Raw genomic sequence first — 21421 nt, forward strand, 5'->3', positions numbered from 1 at the left:
CAAAGACGCTGACGCAGTCAAATCAGCGCCGTCATCGTTTGGCTTGTGGGCACCTCCTGTTGACAGGAAGGTGCCTGGTCAGTGGTAACGCTAACGTTCAGCTATCGAAAAAAGTGCCATACCACGCTGTGATCCGTCCCCATGCTCCATAGCAGCACAATGACCATGAGCAGTACTTCGAGTACCAGGACCCCGATTCCTAGCGTGGTAGTTGACAGGATAAAGCCTCGCTTATGACTGATACCCAAGAAACTCGGGGTCCCCTGGTAAAGCAGGTAAGCACTGTAAAGCACGCCGATCACCATACCCAACATACAAAACCAGAAAGCCGGATATAGCGCGAAAACACCACAAAGAAACATCGGGGTGGCGATGTAACCTGCGAAGATAATACAGTCTCGCCGACTGGGCCGATTATCAATAAAACGCGCCATCCAATAAATCACGCTGCCCACCACCCCGACTGCCATTAATATCAACGCATAAAAAGCCACGCCCAGCGCAAGGCCATTGGCGATAGTGACTCGATACGTTGCAGTCCCTCCATAGGTCCAGCCGATCTGGGTGGTGCCGATCAGTGCGCTGACCACAGGAATAGCAGCGAGTATAAGGACATGATGGGCATACAGATGGCTAACCGTCTCGTGCTCATCACTGATTTTATGCCACTCTCTGTCAGGATGGTGGAGGAGCCCCCAAACATGATGGATCATAACGACCTCCCGCTTATGCTTTATTGTTAGGGTAAGACGATGATCGTCCGAATCGACAACGACCCGAAGCACTTTCAGTGTAGAGCACAAACGTTATTTAGGAGCTTTAAAGAACAGGCTTTACCAGTCACGGGAAATCAACGCAGCAAAAAGTAACCTATTTAATCGCTCTTTCAAGCACGGTTAATGGGCACGAACACCGGCGCGCCGTCTACCTCGACCACCGCTAGTCGCTGGCGATAAAGGGTTTCTAATGCGCTGGGCACCAGCATTTGTTCACGCGTCCCCCAGCACGCCTCACCATTGGGATAAAGCAGTAGAATATGATCGCACCAACGGGCGGCAAGATTGAGATCGTGTAGACACATCATGACCGCTTGCCCTCTCTTGGCCTGCTCTGCCATTAATGCCATCACCGTACTCTGGTGATGCAGGTCCAAATGGTTAGTCGGTTCATCCGCCAGCCATACCGCCGGGGCCTGGGTCAGCACCGTGGCAATGGCAACGCGCTGACGCTCACCCCCGGAAAGCGTGCTTACCAATCGATCAGTCAGGTGCGCTACCTCTAGACGCTCAAGCGCGGCTTGTGCCCGGGAGATATCGTCAGCGCCTTCCATCTGCCAGGGGGATAAATACGGATGGCGACCAATCAGCGCTGTTTCCAGCACCGTGGCGGGAAATCCATCCTGGCGATCTTGAAACACCAGACCCAGACGTTGGGCTATGTGGCGACGGCGCAGCTGTTCAATGGGTTGGCCCTCTAGCCGCACAGCGCCCGCACGCGGCACGTTGAGACCCGCCAGTGTATGCAGCAAGGTCGTTTTGCCGACGCCATTAGGCCCTAACACTCCCCAGCGTTGCCCAGGCTCAATGGTGATATTAAGGGGCGTACCGCTCTGGCGGCCGGGCACATCAATAACGAGGTCGTGAGCGGAAAGGTCGCTCATCAGCGGCTCCGGTAGAGCAAGAACAGGAAGGTGGGCACCCCCAACAGCGCAGTGATAACCCCGACAGGCAACTGCTCGGGAGCGATCATGGTGCGCGCCAGCGTATCAGCCAATACTAACAACGTGCCACCTGCCAATGCGCTGGCGGGCAGTATCAGCCGCTGGTCGTTGCCTAACAGCAAGCGCAACAGGTGCGGCACCACTAAACCGACAAACCCAATGCTGCCTGCGGTAGTAACTGCCGCGGCGGTCAGAAAACTAGCGCCAACGTAGATAGACCACTCAAGCGGTCTAACGGCAACGCCCAACGCGGCGGCCTGCTGCGGCCCGCGGGCCAATACATTCAGGCTACGCCCAAGCGGTAGCACCACAACGCAGGTGGCCAGCAACAGCAGTAGCGGCGGCCATGGCGTTCGTGCATAGGAGAGATCGCCCATCAGCCAGTAGAGCATTCCCGGCAGACGCTCGGCGGGGCTCAACGACAGCATTAAGGTAATCACCGCGCCCCACCCCGCCGCGACCACCACGCCTGTCAGCAGCAGCCGAGACGGGGTCCAGCCACCGCGACCGTGGGCCAGTCCAAACACCAACAGGGTTGATAGCAATGCACCGCCAAATGCCGAGCCCGACATTGCCACCCCGCCAAGCCCCCCCAGCATAGCGGCCAAAGCGCCAATCGACGCCCCGCCGGATAACCCCAGCACGTAAGGGTCCGCCAGTGGATTACGCAGCAGCACCTGCATTAACGCCCCGGCTACCGCCAACAAACCGCCGACAGCAAACGCCGAGAGCGCTCTCGGTAAACGCAGCTCCATAACCATGGTGCGCGCCAGCGCACTGCCCTGTTCGGAGGGGATATCGGTAAATACAAGCCCCCAGATTTGCGCGGGGGTAATCGAAGCACTGCCGACGCCCAGGGCAATAATGATCGACGCGCAAGCCGCCAATAAAAGCAGGCCTAACGGAAGCCCCAGGCGCGCCAACATTTATGCCCCCCTGCGTTTTTGGCGGGCAAGTTCGAGTTTTTCACACAGCAGTTGAGTGCCTTCTGCCAGGCGTGGCGTAGGGCGCTGTATTAACGAAGGAGGCACAAAGTAAAGGTTGTCTTCAGCCACCGCCGTCACGTTAGGGTACTGCTCCCAGTGGGTCAGCCAGTGGCGGTTCTCTTCGCCCATGCCGCCGGCAACAATGGCTTGCGGGTTTGCTGCCAGTACCGCCTCATCGTCGATACGAGGCACCAGGCGCGCCTGTTCGCCAAACACATTGTCACCGCCACATAGCTTAATCACCTGACCAATCAGATGTTGGTCATTAACGCTCATGAGTGGCTCGTCCCATACTTGATAAAATACGGGCACCGGGTCGCGGTCACTATAACGCGCTTCAAGCGCCGCCATGGTTGCTCGGAACTGGTCGGCCACGGCCTGCCCAGCGGCTTGGGTATCCGCCAGTTTCGCCAATCGCTCGATGGCGCTGCTCACCCCTTCCACATCGCGAGGTTCAATATAAAACACCGGCATGCCCAATGATTCGAGCGTTTCAAGCTGCTCAGCGGGGTTACCGGTCACCCAGCCAATCACCAAATCGGGAGCAAGGCCTACCAGCGCTTCTAAATCGATGCGAGTGTGGCTACCCACCGACGCCACACTCTTGGCCTCAGGCGGGTAGTCGCTATAAGAAACGACGGCCACCACTTGATCCCCAGCGCCTGCCGCATAGGTCAGTTCGGTAGCCCCCGGGGAAAGCGTCGCGATGCGCTGGGCAGCATGGTGAAGGCAGACTTCACGGTCCCGGTCGTCGACTGCACAACGTGATGGATTATGGGCATGGGACGCGGCCGTCGTCAGCAACAGCGCGAGTCCCAAGGTGACGCGCGTCATAGCATGTGGTTTATTCGCCAAAGTGAACACTCAAGAACCCTGCTCGGCCAGCGTTAAGGTAGTCACGAGTCGTTGCATACTCTTTATCAAAGGCGTTTTCCAGCGTAACACGAGCGCTCCAGAGTGGCGCAAACTGCCATCCTGCACGCAGATTGACCAGGCCATAGCCTCCTAAACGCTGGGTATTGGCAGCATTATCGTAACGGTGATTCTGCGCGATGAGTGAACCGCCGAGCGACCAATCGCCAAGCTCACGATCCGCATCCAGGCGCACACTTTGGGTAGCACGGCGGGCTAATCGATTGCCAGTCTCCTTGTCTTCCGGATCCAGGTAGGTAACGGCTGCTTGGAGTGTCCACTCATTGACGTCGACACCGCTTGAAAACTCGACGCCCCGTATACGCGCATTATTCACATTCTGTGGCACCCATAAACCACTCGATGTCGGTGCCCAGGCGATCAGGTTGTCGTAGTCATTTTGAAAAGCGGCCAAATCCCAGAACCATTGCTGGTATTGACCACGAATGCCTACTTCCACGCTCTCAGAGTTTTCAGGGTTGAGATCAGGGTTGCCGGATTCCGGCCAGTAAAGGTCATTGAAGCTCGGCGCTTTAAAAGCAGTGCCGACACTGGCGCGCAGCGTGTGGACATTATCCAGATCATAGCCCAGCGCCAGACTACCGGTGACTTCATCTCCGTAGGCTTCGTTATCGTCGTAACGCAGGCTTGCCTGAATAGCGAACGGCGAAAAGTCCAGTAGTCCCTGCGTAAACACTGCCTTGTTATCACGACGGGTGACAGCAAAATCATTGGTGCTTGAAACGCGGTCTTCACTAATTTCAGCGCCAGCGATCAACTCATGGCCACCCAACTGAACGTTGTTCTGCCAGCGGGCGGTTTGGGTACGAGTATCAATGATCGAGTCCCCAAAACTATCTATCGTATCCAGCTCATCACGCGCTTCGCTAAGCGTCAGGCGACTCTGCCAGGTGTCGGTCACCGGCATCTCGGCGTAAATGCCTGCCACCTGTTGGACGAAGTCATTCTCGCCGCCATCGTATTCGTTATTACCGCGGGCGCGCAGCGCGAGCACTCCCACTTCACTACCATCCTTAAACGTGTGCGACACCCGAGCGAGTGCAGAGGTGTTGTCGTAGCCTTTGTCTTCACCGCCTCGGCGAATAGGCTGCCCATCGGTATTGAAATGGCTGGCGGCAAAGCTGTAGCGCGTGCCTCCTTCGCGCCCAGCAACACCTGCGCTTAGTCGCTGGGTGTTAAAAGAGCCACCGCCCACCGATATTCTTGGTTGCGGGCCTTGTTTATCAGCGTCAGGGGTAAAGAGCTGGATCACGCCGCCGACCGCATCCGCGCCGTAAAGACTACCGCGCGGGCCGCGAACGATTTCGGCACGGTCAAACATGCGCGGGTCTAAATACTGAAACGCGGCACCGCCCGCGGTGGCAGATCTTAGACGAATGCCATCAATCATCAGTACGGAGGCATCGCTAGGCGCACCACGCAAATAAACGCTGCTGTTCTTACCAAAACTGCCGTTACTGGCGACATCCACGCCTGGCTGACCACGAAGAAGATCGGTCAGGCTGACGGGGTCTTGGCGACGAAAGGTCTCTTCGTCCAGCACGGTAACGGAAGACAGGCTTTCATTGGCGGTACGCGGCGCCAGTGCAGCGGTAATAACGACGGGGTCAAGCGATGCTAATTCGGTTGATGCTGCAGCGGCTTGGGCGTGAGCCTGGGCGGGAAGATAGCAGGCCAGCGGTAAAGCAGCCATACGAAACGCCGCCCGTTTGGCGGTGGTGTGGAAACGTTTATTCATGGAGGAACCCTTGCTCGTTGTGCTCACCCGCACAACATCATTTTTAGACCGAGCACAGGGGGATACAAGGAGTTACGGTCGCCTTGCGCCACCGTTAACAGCCCCGAAGAGCGCCCACCGCGTCTCGGCATGTGGTGGTTCTAATGAACCGTTACTCTCGGGCCGGTCTCCGGGCTGACGAGCGAAAGGTAGCTCTAGAAAGCGCCTATCTTTCTCAACGACCACCTTCCCATGCGTTAGCACAGTGGCGTCTTGGCCGTTGTTATCTCGATCACCGTTGCGGGGGCAGCGTTGGATTCACGTGAGGCGTTCACCAACTTCCCGTTTCACTGGCGGTGTTTTCACCACCAGCACCTGAGGGTGGACGTAAGCTAGCAACTTGCCCTAACGAGGTCAATTGACGGGGGGCAATTGAGAGGACAATTGAGAGGAACAATACAGAAGGACAATGGAGGGGAAACAAATGAAGTACGCCATACCGTGCGAGATAGCGGTCAACATAGTGTTCAACTGGGCCCTGCTAAACAAAGCAGCGCCTTATTTGATCGCCATCACCAAACCATGCCGCACGTACCACACATTGTCAGCCTGAGCGGCGGCGTCTTGAGCAAACCAGCCATTAAGATCACGCAGGCGCCGCTGTGCGGGCTGCATGGGCACGATACCGCGGCCGACCTCGGTAGCGATGATGATTAACGGGGCATTCTGCGCGTCGGCAAGCTGGCAAAGTAGCGTCATAGCTTCCTGCCACTGCTGGCGCAGAGTATCGTTGTCGCTACCGTCAGAAATATCATTCAACCAATCAAGCACCCCATGAATGACCAACGGGGTGTCGGCCTTCAACGCGTGCTGGCTATCGCCAAGGGTTTGAGCAGCATCCAGCCGCCACCAGGTCGCGCTGGGAAAGCGTGTCGCTACGGCGTTACGTTTTCCAGCGCAGGAACCGCCGATGAAGAGCTGCATTGCCATTCTCCTATGCCATTGGCTGCGTGTTGGTAACTAAGCTGCCAACGCCTGCCTTGCGCTTGCACTACCGTTCCTTCCCAGAAATTCAACGTCTCAAAACGCCGACGTAGTTCACGTATTACGCCGCCGTGGGTCACCGCCAAGACTTTTTTATGGCCGCCGGACTGCGCGTTTGCCGCTACCTCATGCAGCCAGGCATCGAGTCGCTTGCGCAGTTGAGCGGCCGACTCGCCATTGGGCGTCGATAGCTCACCGACACTATCCACCCAGGCGCGGTAGTGCGGCAGATCTTTAAGCTCATCGTAAACCTTGCCTTCATAATCCCCGAAGTTGAGTTCACGCAGGCGCGGCTCAAGTGCAAGCGGGATACCGGCCCTGGCTGCCTCAATCCACTCCAAAGTTTGTTGGCAGCGGTGCAGATCGCTTGTGTAGATGGCATCGAACTGCTCCTGGGCTAACGCTTCGCGTAATGCCAGCAATCCCGCTTCGGCATCGGGAAACAGCAGCGGTATATCGCGCTGGCCCTGATAGCGACGCGCTAGATTCCAGGCGGTGATGCCGTGGCGAACTGCCACCAGCTCCACAGTAAGATCAATAGCCAAAGCTCTCCTCCTTCAATGGTGGCGCCTACCATATCGCCGTTGATGCCGTTAAACAGCCGCAGCATTGCCATACGCATTAGCACTACAAAAATAGCGACCGCCACTCCCATCAGCACAAGCGAGGGGGCCACTAGCGCGATTAACGCAAGCGGCAATAGCGCCAACACCACCTCTTGGCCCCCCAGCGATTGCTGCCAACTCCATGCCAGGCCCTTCTGCTGGGCACAAGGCGTCAGCACCAGCAACGCCACTCCCGCCCAGCGTCCTAGCGAGGGCACCACCAGCAGCCACCAGAGTGGCGCCTGGTAACGCAATAGCGCCCAGATTAAAATACCTTTCCAGGCCAGTAAAAACAGCAGTGCCAATATGCCGAAACTGCCGATCTGCGGGTCTTTCATGATCTCCCAGCGGCGCGCCAACGGCTGATTACTGCCCAGCGCGTCGGCTAGATCCATTACCCCGTCCAGATGCAGTCCGCCCGAGAACGCGACCCAAAGACTCAGCAGCACCAGCGCTATAAGGGGCAGTGGCGTTTCCAGCCACGTTAGCCACTGCGCCGCCAACAGCAGTACACCCCCCAATAGCAACCCTACCAGCGGGTAGGCCCTCACCGCCCAGCGGCGGGTGGCACGGGTCCATGGGCACTGCACCGGGATAGGCAGGCGTGTCAGAAACTGCAGCGCCAACAGGCCGCCAAACAGGGCGCTTTTCAAACGGTTAGCTCTTTTTGTACTGCTAGCTCTTTGCGCACTATCAGCGCTTTGCAATAACTCACTTAAGTAACTCCCCTTCTTTCCACTCGATGGCGCGCCCTGCCACTACTTCGACCACGGAATCAGCCTCGGCCGCCAGCCAGCGGTGGACGCGTTGAAGAAACGCCAGATAGCGCCATGTGTCAGCATCTGCAGGCGGCAGCGCTTCATTGATGTCATTGGAGACCACCACCAAATGTACGCTGCGTGCGCGCGCATCAGAAAGTGCCCTTTCAAGCAGTGCCAAGCCCTCGTCTTCGCTAAGTGCACTGGCAAACAGCACTTGGCTAGCCCAGAGGGTCAAGCAGTCCAATAGCGCAGCACTCCCCTTGGGCGCCTCAGCAAGCGCCTGGTCAATGGCCAGTGGCGCCTCGACTGTTTTCCACTCACTGGCTTGCCACTGCTCGCTCCTGGCGTGGCGATGGCGGGCGACCCGCTCGGCCATCTCGTGGTCATAAACGTCAGCGGTCGCGATGTAATAGCAGCGAGAGCCCGCCGCCGCATCAACTGTCAGCTGTTCAGCAAGGGTACTTTTACCCGAGCGGGCTCCCCCGCTAACGAAGACAATCATGTAGTGCCTTTAGGAGTCGTTGATTAACTGGCGCGTCGCGCAGCGCCAGCCGTAGCCACTCGCCGTCAAGCCCAGCAAAATTGTGGGTATGACGCACCAACACCCCACGGCGCAGCAAGCGCTCAAAGAGTTCGTCGCTATTGATCGTATGACCAGCGCCAGGTCGGATTAAAAAGAAACATGCCTGGCTGGGCACTACCTCCAGCCCTAGTTGAGCAAGCGCCACTGCCATGCGCGGCCGCTCGAGGGTGATCCACTGTCGGGTGCGCTCGGCAAAGGCTTTATCGGCCAGTAGCGGCGTCACCAATTGGGCCGCGATATGATTGACACTCCACGGCGGTTGATGAGCCGCCGCGGCATTAATAGTAGCCCTATCCGCCAACAGGTAGCCCAGCCGCAGACCGGGCAAGGTAAAAAACTTGGTCAGGGAGTGCAGTAAGATCAGGTGCGGATAGCGCCCCAGGTACGCTGTTAGTGACACCTCTGCTGGTGTATCGCCCGCCATATCAATGAACGCCTCGTCGACCACGACACAACAACCCTGTGTTGCTGTTCGCTCAAGCAGCACCTGCATCGCGTCGCGGTCAATCAGCGTGGCCGTAGGGTTATTGGGCCGACATAGAAACAGCACTTCAATATCATCAAGCGATGACAATAGCGCGTCCAATCTCAGCCTGAAATCTGGCGCCGCTAGCGGGATCTCATTAACTGAGAGCCGATGAGCGCGGCAGGCACGAGCATATTCGCCAAAACTCGGGGTGATGACGGCCGCTCGCTGCCCTGCATGTAGCGCAGCGGCGAGAAAAATCGCCTCGGCGCCGCCGTTCGTGAGCAGCACCTGGTCGGGCGTCAGCTGGTGGTGGTCGGCGATAGCGCGACGGGCGGCGGCATAATCCGGTACAGGGTAGCGCTGAAGGCCTGCCAATTCCTCCATTACCCTGGCGTTAACCCAGACAGGTGGCCCGAATGGATTGAGGTTGGCGCTAAAGTCCTCCAGAGGATGATCCATCGGCAGATCAAAATGCGCTAGAAGCGACGCGGACTGACCGCCATGGCTAGGCCATGCAGGCACACTCATGGCGCCACCTGAAAAAGGCTCGTGACCATGCTCATCAACACCACGTATAAAAGAAAGAACAGTAGCCATGCCCCATGCATCAAACGCACCGCGGTGGTGATATGTTCAAGCCTCAACCGCTCATACGGTTCCCCGAGTGTGGCACGGTGTGAGGCCACGCCTTGGTAGCGGTTTAAGCCGCCTAACTGAACGCCCAGCAACCGAGCCACCATGGCCTCCGGCCAGCCAGCATTAGGGCTTGGGTGACGCGGGGCATCCTGGCAGGTGCCGCGCAGAGCACCCCGCCAGCGCAGCTTAACATTACCAAAAATACTCATTAGCAAGCCCACGAACCATAAACATAAGACCGTTAAGCGCGCAGGCAGCCAATTGGCCACATCGTCCAGCTTGGCGGAAACAAAGCCAAAATCGGCGTAGCGTTGATTACGGTAACCCACCATCGAATCCAGCGTGTTAATGGCTTTATAGGCCAGCGCTAACGGCGCCCCGCCTAGCAGGGCAAACAATAGCGGCGCAGTAATACCATCCACAGTATTTTCAGCCACGGTCTCCACCGTACCTCGGGTGATGTTGGCTTCATCCAAATCATGGGTATCGCGCCCGACAATCATTCCCAGCGCTTGACGCGCGGCGGCAAAATCGCCTTTCGCGAGCGGCTCGGCAACGGCGCGTGCAGCATCGCCCAACCCTTTAATGGCCAGTGTGGTGGAAAGCAGCCAAAGCTCTGCTATTAATGCAAGACCTGGATGCAGCGCTGCCAACAGCACCAGCAACAGCCAGCTAATAACATAGACGCCGCCAACCACGGTAACGGTGAGTACCGCACCGCTTATCCTGCGCTGCTGTGGTGTACCGCGATTCCACAGCCGCTCAAAAGCGCTGATAAAGCGTCCCATCAATACCACCGGATGAGGCAGCCAGCGCGGATCACCGATGATCAGGTCAATACCAATGGCAAGGGCAACCATCGCTGTTAGCGACAGCGTGGCACTATTACTTATCACCTCATTCATGCCCGGCCTTGTCACTGACGCCTGCTGATTCAAACGTGGCCATTTCGGCGATCATGGCGGCAGCCGCTTGTAGCAATGGGTAAGCAAGGGCGGCACCGCTGCCTTCGCCTAACCGCATGTGCATATCCAGTAGAGGGGTAGCGTTCAGCGCCTTTAGCGCCACGTCATGACCCGGCTCTTGAGACCGATGTCCAAAAATAAGGTAGCCGTGCACCGCAGAACATAGCCGACAAGCGGTTAACGCGGCCACCGTGGCGATAAAGCCGTCGACGATGGCGGGCAAGCGCTGCGAGGCAGCGGCTAAATACGCCCCGGTCATGGCGGCCACTTCCAGCCCTCCCAGCTTGGCCAAGACCTCCAACGGCATGCGCGGATCAGCGCTTCGCGCGGCAATAGCACGCTCAATCACCGTTACTTTATGAGTCAGCTGCTGTGAGTTGATACCGGTGCCAGACCCCACGAGACTTGCCACGGATTCGCCAGTGAAAACGGCCAGCATAGCGCTACTTGCGGTCGTGTTAGCAATCCCCATTTCACCGACCAGGATACAACGGCAGCCTGCCTCGTGAGCACGGTTAACAGCGGCAATACCCGCCTCCATTGCCGCAAGCACGTCACTCATCGACATGGCGTCTTGAGTAAGCATATTGGCCGTGCCATTGCGCACCTTGGCATTGATCACATTGGCTGCCGCATAGGTGTTTGCGACACCCACATCGACTACCTCTACCTGCGCGCCGATCTGGCGGGCGAAGACGTTAATCGCGGCGCCACCCTGGGCAAAATTGGTCACCATCTGCGCAGTGACGGCTTGCGGAAACGCTGAGACGCCCTCAGCGGCCACGCCGTGATCGGCGGCGAAAACAATGGCCGCGGGTGGCGTAACACAGGGTTTGAGCTCGCCAGTAATGGCACTCAATTGAATAGCCAGTGTTTCAAGGGTTCCCAAGCTGCCCGGCGGCTTGGTCAATGTATCTAAATAGCGGCGCGCCGCGTCACCCATGTGAAGATCAACGGGCTTAATATGGTCTACAAGGGTGTGCATGCGGACTCCGCTTAATGGCTCGTGTATTTAATAATAAAAAGCTAAAACAAAACGCTAACGTGAAAAATTCGCGCGAAAAATGGTAGCAAAAGCGTGAGTGCTATACTTGCTATTTACTTGGCAACGCTAACACCCTATGCGTGTGTTATGAATTTATCGCTGCCTTCATAGGCGTCGATAAACACTGCCCCATAAGGGTAATAAAACTACAAATGTTGTTTTATTACCGTAAAGTCTCTTAATTCGACGCTAAAAAATGTAAAATAACTACAATACAACCACACCGTTTCTATCAAGCAGAGGTCCCTATGCCGAGCCCAACACCTGCTACCCTAAACTCCACCGTAGCCAAGGTTACTCAACGCATTCGTGAGCGCTCCAAGCATCGTCGTGCGCTTTATGAAGACCACATGGCTGACCAGCATAAACAAGGTGTGCACCGCGGCGAACTCTCCTGCGGTAACCTGGCGCATGGTTTTGCAGGTTGCGATGTACCCACGGATAAAGGCCGGCTCAAGCTAACCAATAGCGCCAACCTGGGCATTATATCGTCCTATAACGATATGTTGTCGGCTCATCGTCCTTTTGAAGACTACCCCGCTATCATTAAAGAGGCAGCACGCGGCATGGGGTCAACCGCCCAGTTTGCCGGTGGTGTTCCCGCCATGTGTGACGGCGTTACCCAGGGCCAGCCGGGCATGGAACTTTCGCTATTCTCGCGGGATGTTATCGCCATGGCGACCGCGGTGGCACTGTCACATAACATGTTTGATGCGGCGTTATATCTCGGTATTTGCGATAAAATCGTGCCAGGACTGTTCATTGGTGCAGCGCGCTTTGGTCACCTACCGGCAATGTTTATTCCCGGTGGCCCGATGACGACCGGCCTGCCCAATGATGAAAAAGCTCGCGTTCGTCAGCTTTATGCCGAAGGTAAAGCTGGTCGTGACGAGCTTCTTGAAGCTGAGTCACAGTCTTATCACAGCCCCGGCACCTGCACTTTCTATGGCACCGCCAACTCTAACCAGTTGATGATGGAAATGATGGGGTTGCATCTACCCGGCGCTTCCTTTGTTAACCCAGGCACTCCCCTGCGTGAGGCGCTGACGCGCTACGCCACCGAGCAAGCAGTCCGCAATACCGACCAAAGCGGCAACTATCGTCCGTTCTACAAGCAAATTGATGAGCGGGCCATCGTTAACGCCATGGTAGGCCTACTGGCTTCTGGTGGTTCTACTAATCATACCTTGCACTTGGTCGCCATGGCAGCTGCCGCGGGGATCACCATTAACTGGGATGATTTTACAGAACTTTCCGCGGTAATACCCAGCATGACCCGCATCTACCCCAATGGGCAGGCGGATGTAAACCACTTCCAGGCAGCTGGCGGCATGAGCCTCTTGATCCGCGAACTGCTGGAAGCCGGGCTTATTCATGCTGATATTGCCACTGTGTTTGGCACCGACATGATGGCCTACACCCAGGAACCCTTCCTGGAGGACGGCAAACTAGTTTGGCGCGAAGGGCCTACCGAAAGCCATGATTCAGAGGTACTCCGCCCGGTTAGCAATCCCTTCTCGCCGACCGGCGGCCTCACTGTGCTGGATGGCAACCTTGGCCGCGGCGTCATCAAGATCTCGGCTGTGAAACAAGCGCATCGTGTTATTGAAGCGCCGGTTAAGCTGTTTGATGACCAGAACCAGGTTAAAGCCGCCTTTGAATCGGGACAGTTAGATCGTGATGTCATCGTCGTGGTGCGCTTCCAGGGCCCTAAGGCCAACGGCATGCCCGAACTGCACAAACTCACCCCGTTCCTGGGCGTGCTGCAGGATCGCGGTTTTAAAGTTGCGCTGGTGACCGACGGGCGCATGTCGGGCGCGTCAGGCAAAGTGCCGGCAGCCATTCACGTCACGCCCGAGGCGGTGGATCGTGGTCCGTTATCCAAACTTCAGGATGGCGATATTGTGCGTCTTGATGCCGATAGCGGCGAACTTAACGTGTTAGTGGATGCCGCTACCCTTGATGCTCGCCCGTTCGCCCAGGTCAACCTTGAGCACAATCACTTCGGTATGGGCCGCGAACTGTTTGGTGGCTTCCGTCACTTGGCTGCCAAGGCTGAAGAGGGTGCCGGCGTATTCGGTGGTTTTGAGGCGGACGTACTGGCGCGGGAACTTGAAAAAATTGAGCAGGAGGATCAATGAGCCTACCGGCCCTCATTGGCGATATCGGTGGAACCAACGCTCGATTAGCGTTGGTTTACCCAGGTGAAGTCACCCCACACGATATTATTAACCTGCCCTGTGCCGATTACCCCGGCGTAGTGGAAGCGGTTCAAGACTATTTGAACCGTGTGGGTGCCGTTGGGCAAAACGCCCCTCAAGAGGCATGTTTGGCATTTGCCTGCCCCGTTCACGCCGAGCGGGTTAAAATGACCAACAATCACTGGGACTTTTTGAAAAGCGACGTTCAGCAAGCGTTAAATCTGTCGCTTTTTAAGGTCATCAATGACTTCACTGCTCAGGCGCTGGGTGTTCCCCATGTAGCGGCAAAAGATCTGGTTGAGGTACAGCCAGGCACATCACAGGCGCACGCGACGCGCCTGATCATTGGACCTGGCACCGGCCTGGGTGTGGCGGGCGTATTCCCCGGCCAACACGCCTGGATTCCGCTACCTACCGAAGGTGGCCACGTTACCTTTGCCCCTACGGATGATACCGAGCGCGCCATTGTGGACATTTTCAAGCAGCACCACGCGCGGGTCAGTGTCGAGCGGGTCTTATGTGGTCAGGGGCTATTAGAGCTATATCAAGCTCACTGCAGGTTAGCGGGGATAGCTCCCCAACTGAACCACCCGGCTGATGTCACCGACGCAGCCAAGCAAGGCGATGAACTAGCCATTGCTGCTCTGCTACGTTTTTTAAAAATATTAGGCGATGTATGTGGCGACGCCACCTTGACCATGGGCGCCCGCGGGGGCGTTTATCTATGTGGTGGCATCGTACCGCGCCTATTGGATTGGCTGCCGAACAGTGAATTGTGTAGCGCATTCACGAATAAAGGCCGTATGAATATCTATAACGCCGACATCCCCATCTGGGTTGTCACCGCTCCCTGGACGGGTCTACTGGGGGCCGCCGAAGCGTTACATAACGAAGAAGTTTACTGATAATAAATGTCCTCAATAGACTCAACACGGAACCTGCCATGCCCGCCGCGACCTTTGATGTGCCTTTTCTGCTTGGCATGATGCGCCTGCACGAAGCCCCCGCCCTGCATGATCCTGAAAAGCTGGCCAATTGGATAGAAGCACGTTTGGAACAAGGCCTTAACTGGTTTGATCATGCCGATGTCTATGGCAACGGCCAGGGCGAGACACTGTTTGGTAAGGCACTGAAAGCGCGCCCCAGTCTAATCCCGCGGGTGAATATCGTTACCAAAGCGAGCATTGCTAACGATAATCCTGCCCCCGGGTCGGGCTCCGTCAAGCATTACAATGTCAGTCCCGAGTATTTAAACAACGCGATAGATAGCGCCCTTTCGCGCCTGCACGTCGAACGTCTGGACCATCTATTGATTCATCGCCCCGACCTGTTGATGGATGTCGAAGCGACCGGCCGCGCGCTGGATGATGCTATTGAAGCCGGCAAAATTGGCACCGCCGGGGTATCCAATCACTTGCCCAGCCAGTGGCGCCGTTTACAAAGCGCCATGCATCAACGCCTGGGAGCTAATCAAATTGAACTTTCCATTACTCACACCAGCCCTCTTTTTGACGGCAGCTTCGATGAGCTATGCAGCGATGGGCAGACCCCGCTGGCATGGTCGCCGTTGGCAGGGGGCCAGGTAATGCAAGGCGCCGTTGGTCGCTGCCTGGAAAAACAGGCGGCTGACGTTAACGGCTCACCCAGTGCTATCGCGCTGGCATGGCTGCGCACCCTGCCTCGCTCGCCGGTCCCCGTTATCGGCAGCGTAAAACCTGAGCGGATCAGCGACATGCTCAATGGCCCCACGTCGCTATCCAGAGAAGCGTGGTATGAATTGCTGGAAGTGGCCCGTGGTCACTGCGTGGCCTAACCCGGTACGGTATAAAACAACCATAATTCTAGGCTTTTTCCGAAAAGTCGGCGAGCGAAGACCAGACAAGGCAAAATCGGCGAAAAGACGGAGTTTACAGGTTGTAAATGAGTACTTTGAGTCGACTTTTAACGCCGTATGATCGAGCACAGCCAGTTTTCAGACAGAGCCTAATCACAATAAGGAACCCGTTATGATACCCGTCATCGCGTTTGGGGAAGCCCTGGTCGACATGCTTTCCAGTCGTTTGGGAGACACCACCGACACCCAGGAAACCTTTACTCCCTATGCTGGCGGCGCGCCTGCGAATGTGGCGGTAGCCTGTGCCCGCCTGGGGGTACCTAGCCGGTTTTTGGGCATGGTAGGCGACGATACGTTTGGGCATTTTCTAGTGCGCGAACTCAACAGCCATGGCGTGGATACCAGCGGCGTCGTTTTCACCCAACAATCGCGCACGGCACTGGCATTTGTTTCCCGGGACGCGCTTGGCGAGCGTACCTTTGATTTTTATCGCCCGCCCGCCGCTGATTTACTTTATCGGCTTGAGCATCTACCCCACGCCGTATTTGAAAACCCCGCCATTTTGCACCTATGCAGCAATAGCTTAACCGACCCAGAAATCGCCGACGTGACGTTAGCGATGGCGGCGATGGCCAAGCGCGCAGGCTGCCTGGTAAGTGTCGACGCCAACCTTCGGCACAATCTGTGGCTTGAAAAAGAGGCCGATGCCGCCTTGGTGACGCAACTGCTGGACACCGCCGAGCTGCTCAAGCTTTCACTGGAGGAGCTCGACTACTTACGCGCCGATCACCCTGCCGACGCCTGGCTCGCCGAGCGGCTGGCAGCAGGGGTCAAGATCATTCTAATCACCGACGGCCCCCATGATGTCGTGCTCAAGGGCGTGGGGATCGACCTGCGAATTACCCCACCGGCGGTGGAAGCGGTAGATACCACCGCCGGAGGAGATGCCTTTATTGGTGGGTTACTGTCCGAACTCTCGTCCCACGGCATTAATGAAAACTGGCAAACCAATATCGATTTTCTTAATCGCGCTGTCAGTATGGCCTGTCGCTGCGGCGCCCACGCGGTCACACGCCCCGGCGCCTACGCCGCATTGCCTACCCGTGACGATATTATCTGAACGCTAGCGATTCCGTAGCAGGATCAACATGGCGCTCCTCATTCAGGGCGCCATTTTTTGTTTGTGTAGCGGCTGGCCATGTCTCACCTCCTGGCTGACTACCTCACCATCAATTTCAACCTGTACTAATGTCTAAAGTAGCTTGCTTGTGGAAATGTCAGACATTTAATAGACTCGTGTGCATACCAATTTTCACGGGTACCACTATGACGCTGGACGCCCTGCCCCCTCATCAGGGTGGCGCTGACAACTTAGCGCGATTACTCGCCCAGGCCTTGCTGGCAGGGCATTGGCAGCCGGGCAGTACGTTTCCCCGCGAGCTGGATATAGGCAGCCACTTTTCGGTTAGCCGCAACCAGGTACGTAACGCACTAGCAAGCCTCACTGCAGCAGGCCTATTGGAGCGAACCGCAGGTCGCGGAACGCGTGTACGCGACATAGGTGAGTGGCACCTGCTTGACCCGTTAATGAGCGGATGGATGACCGGTCTGGATAATCTTGACCCTCAGCTCATAAAAGCGATTTACGCGTTTCGTTACTCGGCCGAACCCGTGGTCGCTGGATTGGCGGCACAGGCATCTCAGGCCGAAGATATTGAGCGTTTAGAGAACGCTTTTGCAGGAATGGAAAGCAGCGCCGATAACGTTACGTCTCGTGACGAGCACGCTGAATACGACGTCGCGTTTCACGACGCCACTTATCGTGCCAGCCATAATTTAGTGTGGCGGCAAATGGGCCATTTGCTGCGCCCGTCCATCATGGCCTTGATACATCATTCGCAGCACCGCACCAATACCCTTGACGACAGCCTCGCTCGCCATCGCCATGTGCTTGAGGCCATACGCAATCGTGATGTTGGCGCCGCCGAGACCGCGGCAAAAGAAGTACTGCGTCGCACTGCCATTGATCTGGGCATCGCCACCTAATAGCGAATTTCAAAACGACGCAACTCATTAGACCTACGTATCTCAGCAGACTTACATGACTCAGTAAAAGGATGACCGCACATGAAAATCACCCGTCTCAAGACCTGGCAAGTACCCCCACGCTGGCTGTTTCTCAAAATCGAAACAGATGAGGGCTGCTATGGTTGGGGTGAGCCAGTCATTGAAGGCCGCGCGGCTACTGTTGAAGCCGCCGTTCATGAGCTTTCTGACTATTTAATCGGCCAGGATCCTCACCGTATCGAACACCTCTGGAACATCATGTATCGCGCTGGCTTTTACCGCGGCGGCCCCATTCTTATGAGCGCGATTGCCGGCATTGATCAAGCGTTATGGGATTTAAAAGGTCGCGATCTGGGTGTGCCTGTCCACCAACTGCTGGGCGGTGCAGTGCGCGACAAGATGCGCATGTACGCCTGGACCGGCGGCGATCGCCCCAGCGAAGTAGGGGCAGGAGCCAAAGCGCTGGTCGAAAAAGGCTTCACCGCCTTCAAGATGAATGGCACTCCCGAGATGCAAATCGTCGATTCCCATCGCAAAATCGATGATGCCGTCGCGCGCGTGGCGGAAGCTCGTAATGCCGTCGGCCCCGATGTCGGCATCGGCATCGACTTTCATGGCCGCGTGCATAGGCCGATGGCCAAAGCACTGCTGCGCGAACTGGAGCCGTTTCATCCCATGTTCGTGGAGGAGCCGGTTGCCCCTGAGCATCTCCCCTGCTTAAAGGATATTGCAGGCGGCCTGGGCTATCCATTGGCGACCGGGGAGCGGCTGCACACGCGCTTTCAGTTCCGTGACCTGCTTGCTGATGGCATGATCGACGTTATTCAGCCCGATATTTCCCACTGTGGCGGCATTAGTGAAGGCCTTAAAATCGCCACCTTGGCGTCTGCATATGATGTTGCCCTGGCGCCTCACTGCCCACTTGGACCGTTAACCTTGGCTGCCTCTTTACAGCTCGACGCCGTTAGCCATAACGCCTTTATCCAAGAGCAGAGCATGGGGATTCATTATAACCAGGGCAACGACGTACTCGACTACTTGGTTGATAAATCGGCGCTGGCCATTGAAGACGGCTTCTGTGCTATTCCCCAAGGCCCTGGATTAGGTGTCGAGATCGACGAAGCGTTCGTTGAAGAGCGCGCCAAGGTGGGTCATCGCTGGCGCAACCCCGTGTGGAGCCACGAAGATGGCTCAGTAGCGGAGTGGTAAGTCATGCGGTCAAGCGAGAGAACTAACTCATGAGTACACAAGCGTTACTGCCCCATTTGGCATGGATAGCCGTCGACTGGGGATCCAGCAATTTACGCGCCTGGGGGCTGGATGAACATGACCAGGTGATTGCCCACGCCAGTAGCGATAAGGGTATGTTGGCGTTAACCGCTGACCAGTATGAAGCCGAACTACTCCGACTGGTGGGCGACTGGTTACCCACCGGCAGCCAGACAACGGTCCTTGTCTGCGGCATGGCGGGCGCTCGCCAGGGCTGGCTGGAAGCTGCTTATCTACCTGTTCCAACGCCGCTCGACCAGCTCAGCCAAGGCGCCGTAAAGCCTGCTTTGAATGGTAAGCACTTGAGTGTGTATATCCTTCCAGGCTTGAGCCAAACGCTCAGTGGCGCCAGCCATTTTGATGTGATGCGCGGCGAAGAGACTCAGCTAGCCGGCCTGTTGTCTGACCAAGACAATTTTTCCGGGCTCGTCTGCCTGCCGGGTACTCATGCCAAGTGGGCGTTTCTAGAAGCGGGCTCGGTGAACGGCTTTACCACCTACCTCACCGGTGAGCTTTATCAATTGCTGGTCAGCCAATCGGTGCTCAAGCACTCAGTCAGCGTTGATTCGCTAGATGACGTCGCGTGTAGGGAGATATTCATCGCCGCCGTGCAAGAAGTATACAAAGCACCGCATGCCTTTAGCAGCCGTCTATTTGGGCTACGCGCGCAGGATTTACTCGATAGCAGCCTGCCGACCGGAACTAAACGCGGCGCCGTACTTGCCGCTAGGCTGTCAGGACTTGCTATCGGTCTAGAGCTTTCCAGCGCCTGCCGTCAGCAACCCGACGACCAGTCCATCACGCTGATTGGCAACCAAGCACTGTGCCAGCGCTATACGTTGGCACTTAATGCGATCGGCTATCAAACCAGTAACATCGACGGCGACACAGCGGTGCTTGCGGGTCTTTGCCTTGCTCATCGAGCGCTAAAAGCCTGAGCTGACACTGGTTGTTGGCCGCCCCCTACAAGAGGAGAGTTTACCTATGACGCTGCCACTGATTGGTATTTTGCGCGGTGTATCGCCTGACGATGTCGTCGCGATTGCGGACGCGGTGCTGACCTCAGGAATTAGTCAGATTGAAGTACCGCTCAATTCACCCGATCCGCTGGAGAGCATTCGGCGTTTAGTGGATGCGTTTGGTGATCGTGCGGTGATTGGTGCTGGCACGGTGTTGACCCCTGCTCAAGTACGCGACGTGCATGCTGCCGGCGGGCAGTTAATCGTGTCGCCTAACTGTCGGCCAGCGGTCATTGAAGAAACACACCGGCTTGGGATGGCGAGCTGGCCGGGCATTGTTACTCCTTCTGAGGCCTTCGACGCACTTGATGCTGGCGCTACAGGGCTTAAACTCTTTCCGGCAATACAGGTAGGGTTAGAAGGCATGAAAGCCGTTCGCGCAGTGCTTCCAACAGGCACCTTGCTATATGCAGTGGGCGGCGTTGGGATCAGCAACTTTGCCCAATGGCGTGCTGCCGGTGTCGACGGTGCCGGGCTTGGCAGCGCGCTGTACAAGCCTGGCCAAAGCGCTTCTCAAGTAGGTAAACAGGCGCAAGCCCTGGTCGATGCTTGGTTAGCAGGAGAGCAATAAGGAGAACTAAAACAATGAAGCCAGAAACAAATATTTCAACATGGCAGGCCGAGTTAGCGGTTGATAGCCGCTGCACGCTTGGCGAAGGTCCACAATGGGATGCTATTAATAAGCGCCTATATTGGTGCGACATCATCGAAAAGCGACTGCACTGGCTCTCCCCGGCCAGCGGAGAAAGCGGCCACTATCAGTTAGATCATATGGTTTCACTGGCCACGCCACTTGAACTAGGCGGCTTACTGTTAGTCGGTGAAGATCGCTTGTGCCGTTTTGATCCCAGTAGCGGTAACGTTGAGGCTTTTTGCGATTTTGAGACCGATAACCCAATCACGCGTAGCAATGATGCTCGGGTGGATCGCCATGGCAGCTTATGGCTTTCTACGATGGGTAAAAATGCCGAAAAAGGCGCGGGCAGCCTGTACCGACTGCATCAAGGCAAGCTCCATACCCTGCGCACTGGGCTGACCATTCCCAATGCCATATGCTTCGCCCCCCAAGGTGATGTCGCCTACTTCACCGATACCGAACAGGGCGTTGTTATGCGCTGGGCGCTGGACGAGGAAGGCTTCCCTATCGGCGAACCCACCCCTTGGGCGGATTTTTCTAAAGGTGAAGGCAGTCCCGACGGCGCCGTCGTCGATGAACAAGGCCATGTCTGGCTCGCCCTGTGGGGAGCTGGGCAGGTAGTACAGCTTAATCAAGATGGAAAGGTGATAGGACGTATCGCGCTGCCGGTTAGCCAACCCTCTTGCTCTGCTTTTGCAGGCCCTGACCTAAAAACGCTTTATATCACGACGGCGCAAGAGGGGTTCAGTGCTGACCAGCTTGCCCAGGAGCCAACTGCTGGGTCGCTTTATGTCGTCGAGACTGGAATTAAAGGCTTAGCCGATCCGTTACTGCGATTAAAGTAGGCTTAATGCCCTCCTCCCCGGGCTAACACTCGATGATTGCGAGCATAGCAAGCAGTCTTGGGATTATTCACCGCCTCGCTAGGAA

At 56.6% G+C, this 21421-nt stretch carries 21 protein-coding genes and 1 riboswitch; of the genes, 9 read left to right on the forward strand and 12 right to left on the reverse strand.

Translation table 11 applies throughout. The features are described 5' to 3' along the window. Positions 1-101: 101 nt before the first annotated feature. The 12 genes from ACFFLD_RS13040 to cobT all read right to left on the reverse strand — a co-directional run bounded on the left by ACFFLD_RS13040 (position 102) and on the right by cobT (position 11404). On the reverse strand, positions 102-713 hold the full coding sequence (locus ACFFLD_RS13040; RefSeq protein WP_386041310.1) for a Yip1 family protein: 612 nt from the start codon (positions 711-713) through the stop codon (positions 102-104). Between the two features lie 173 nt (positions 714-886). Further along, positions 887-1660: an ABC transporter ATP-binding protein gene (locus ACFFLD_RS13045; protein WP_386041312.1), complete on the reverse strand. Its 774-nt coding sequence runs from the start codon at positions 1658-1660 to the stop codon at positions 887-889. Continuing rightward, complete coding sequence (locus ACFFLD_RS13050; protein WP_386041314.1) at positions 1660-2646, reverse strand: FecCD family ABC transporter permease; 987 nt, start codon at positions 2644-2646, stop codon at positions 1660-1662. The genes ACFFLD_RS13045 and ACFFLD_RS13050 overlap by 1 nt, the downstream gene beginning before the upstream one ends. Further along, positions 2647-3540, reverse strand: a complete 894-nt coding sequence (locus ACFFLD_RS13055; RefSeq protein ID WP_386041317.1) for a cobalamin-binding protein — start codon at positions 3538-3540, stop codon at positions 2647-2649. It abuts the gene before it with no gap. Between the two features lie 10 nt (positions 3541-3550). Further along, positions 3551-5377, reverse strand: a complete 1827-nt coding sequence (locus ACFFLD_RS13060; protein WP_386041319.1) for a TonB-dependent receptor domain-containing protein — start codon at positions 5375-5377, stop codon at positions 3551-3553. A gap of 143 nt (positions 5378-5520) precedes the next feature. Then, positions 5521-5750: riboswitch (cobalamin riboswitch) on the reverse strand. Positions 5751-5914: 164 nt separating this feature from the next. Beyond that, on the reverse strand, positions 5915-6340 hold the full coding sequence (locus tag ACFFLD_RS13065; protein ID WP_386041321.1) for a bifunctional adenosylcobinamide kinase/adenosylcobinamide-phosphate guanylyltransferase: 426 nt from the start codon (positions 6338-6340) through the stop codon (positions 5915-5917). Further along, positions 6292-6945 carry a histidine phosphatase family protein gene (locus tag ACFFLD_RS13070; protein WP_386041323.1) on the reverse strand — a complete coding sequence of 218 codons (654 nt, stop codon included), beginning with the start codon at positions 6943-6945 and terminating at the stop codon, positions 6292-6294. The genes ACFFLD_RS13065 and ACFFLD_RS13070 overlap by 49 nt, the downstream gene beginning before the upstream one ends. Then, the gene (gene cobS, locus ACFFLD_RS13075; protein ID WP_386041325.1) at positions 6882-7658 is read right to left on the reverse strand and encodes an adenosylcobinamide-GDP ribazoletransferase; all 777 of its coding nucleotides are present in this window, start codon (positions 7656-7658) and stop codon (positions 6882-6884) included. Before cobS ends, ACFFLD_RS13070 begins: the two co-directional genes overlap by 64 nt. Positions 7659-7716: 58 nt before the next feature. Next, positions 7717-8268 carry a bifunctional adenosylcobinamide kinase/adenosylcobinamide-phosphate guanylyltransferase gene (locus ACFFLD_RS13080; RefSeq protein ID WP_386041327.1) on the reverse strand — a complete coding sequence of 184 codons (552 nt, stop codon included), beginning with the start codon at positions 8266-8268 and terminating at the stop codon, positions 7717-7719. Next, complete coding sequence (gene cobD, locus ACFFLD_RS13085) at positions 8252-9346, reverse strand: threonine-phosphate decarboxylase CobD (RefSeq protein WP_386041329.1); 1095 nt, start codon at positions 9344-9346, stop codon at positions 8252-8254. Before cobD ends, ACFFLD_RS13080 begins: the two co-directional genes overlap by 17 nt. After that, positions 9343-10359, reverse strand: a complete 1017-nt coding sequence (gene cbiB, locus ACFFLD_RS13090; protein WP_386041331.1) for an adenosylcobinamide-phosphate synthase CbiB — start codon at positions 10357-10359, stop codon at positions 9343-9345. Before cbiB ends, cobD begins: the two co-directional genes overlap by 4 nt. Further along, a complete protein-coding gene (cobT, locus tag ACFFLD_RS13095; RefSeq protein WP_386041333.1) occupies positions 10352-11404 on the reverse strand; it encodes a nicotinate-nucleotide--dimethylbenzimidazole phosphoribosyltransferase in 1053 nt (350 codons plus the stop codon). The genes cbiB and cobT overlap by 8 nt, the downstream gene beginning before the upstream one ends. A gap of 308 nt (positions 11405-11712) precedes the next feature. Between cobT and edd the strand changes: the two genes are divergently transcribed. The 9 genes from edd to ACFFLD_RS13140 all read left to right on the forward strand — a co-directional run bounded on the left by edd (position 11713) and on the right by ACFFLD_RS13140 (position 21336). After that, positions 11713-13605, forward strand: coding sequence for a phosphogluconate dehydratase (gene edd / locus ACFFLD_RS13100; protein ID WP_386041335.1), 1893 nt, complete (start codon positions 11713-11715; stop codon positions 13603-13605). Then, entirely contained in the window at positions 13602-14570 is a 969-nt protein-coding gene (gene glk / locus ACFFLD_RS13105; protein WP_386041337.1) for a glucokinase, read from the forward strand. The genes edd and glk overlap by 4 nt, the downstream gene beginning before the upstream one ends. 38 nt (positions 14571-14608) lie before the next feature. Further along, positions 14609-15478, forward strand: coding sequence for an aldo/keto reductase (locus ACFFLD_RS13110; protein WP_386041339.1), 870 nt, complete (start codon positions 14609-14611; stop codon positions 15476-15478). Positions 15479-15671: 193 nt separating this feature from the next. Further along, positions 15672-16619, forward strand: a complete 948-nt coding sequence (locus ACFFLD_RS13115; RefSeq protein WP_386041341.1) for a carbohydrate kinase family protein — start codon at positions 15672-15674, stop codon at positions 16617-16619. A 206-nt stretch (positions 16620-16825) separates the two neighbouring features. Then, the gene (locus tag ACFFLD_RS13120; RefSeq protein WP_386041343.1) at positions 16826-17545 is read left to right on the forward strand and encodes a FadR/GntR family transcriptional regulator; all 720 of its coding nucleotides are present in this window, start codon (positions 16826-16828) and stop codon (positions 17543-17545) included. Positions 17546-17626: 81 nt separating this feature from the next. Beyond that, on the forward strand, positions 17627-18775 hold the full coding sequence (gene dgoD / locus ACFFLD_RS13125) for a galactonate dehydratase (protein WP_386041345.1): 1149 nt from the start codon (positions 17627-17629) through the stop codon (positions 18773-18775). Positions 18776-18804: 29 nt separating this feature from the next. After that, positions 18805-19773 (forward strand): 2-dehydro-3-deoxygalactonokinase, encoded by a 969-nt coding sequence (locus ACFFLD_RS13130; protein WP_386041347.1) that lies wholly within the window; start codon positions 18805-18807, stop codon positions 19771-19773. Positions 19774-19819: 46 nt separating this feature from the next. Continuing rightward, positions 19820-20425: a 2-dehydro-3-deoxy-6-phosphogalactonate aldolase gene (locus ACFFLD_RS13135; protein WP_386041349.1), complete on the forward strand. Its 606-nt coding sequence runs from the start codon at positions 19820-19822 to the stop codon at positions 20423-20425. A gap of 14 nt (positions 20426-20439) precedes the next feature. Continuing rightward, complete coding sequence (locus ACFFLD_RS13140; protein WP_386041351.1) at positions 20440-21336, forward strand: SMP-30/gluconolactonase/LRE family protein; 897 nt, start codon at positions 20440-20442, stop codon at positions 21334-21336. Positions 21337-21421 lie beyond the last annotated feature (85 nt).

It is taken from the genome of Vreelandella sulfidaeris (assembly GCF_042429665.1).
Lineage (GTDB): Bacteria > Pseudomonadota > Gammaproteobacteria > Pseudomonadales > Halomonadaceae > Vreelandella.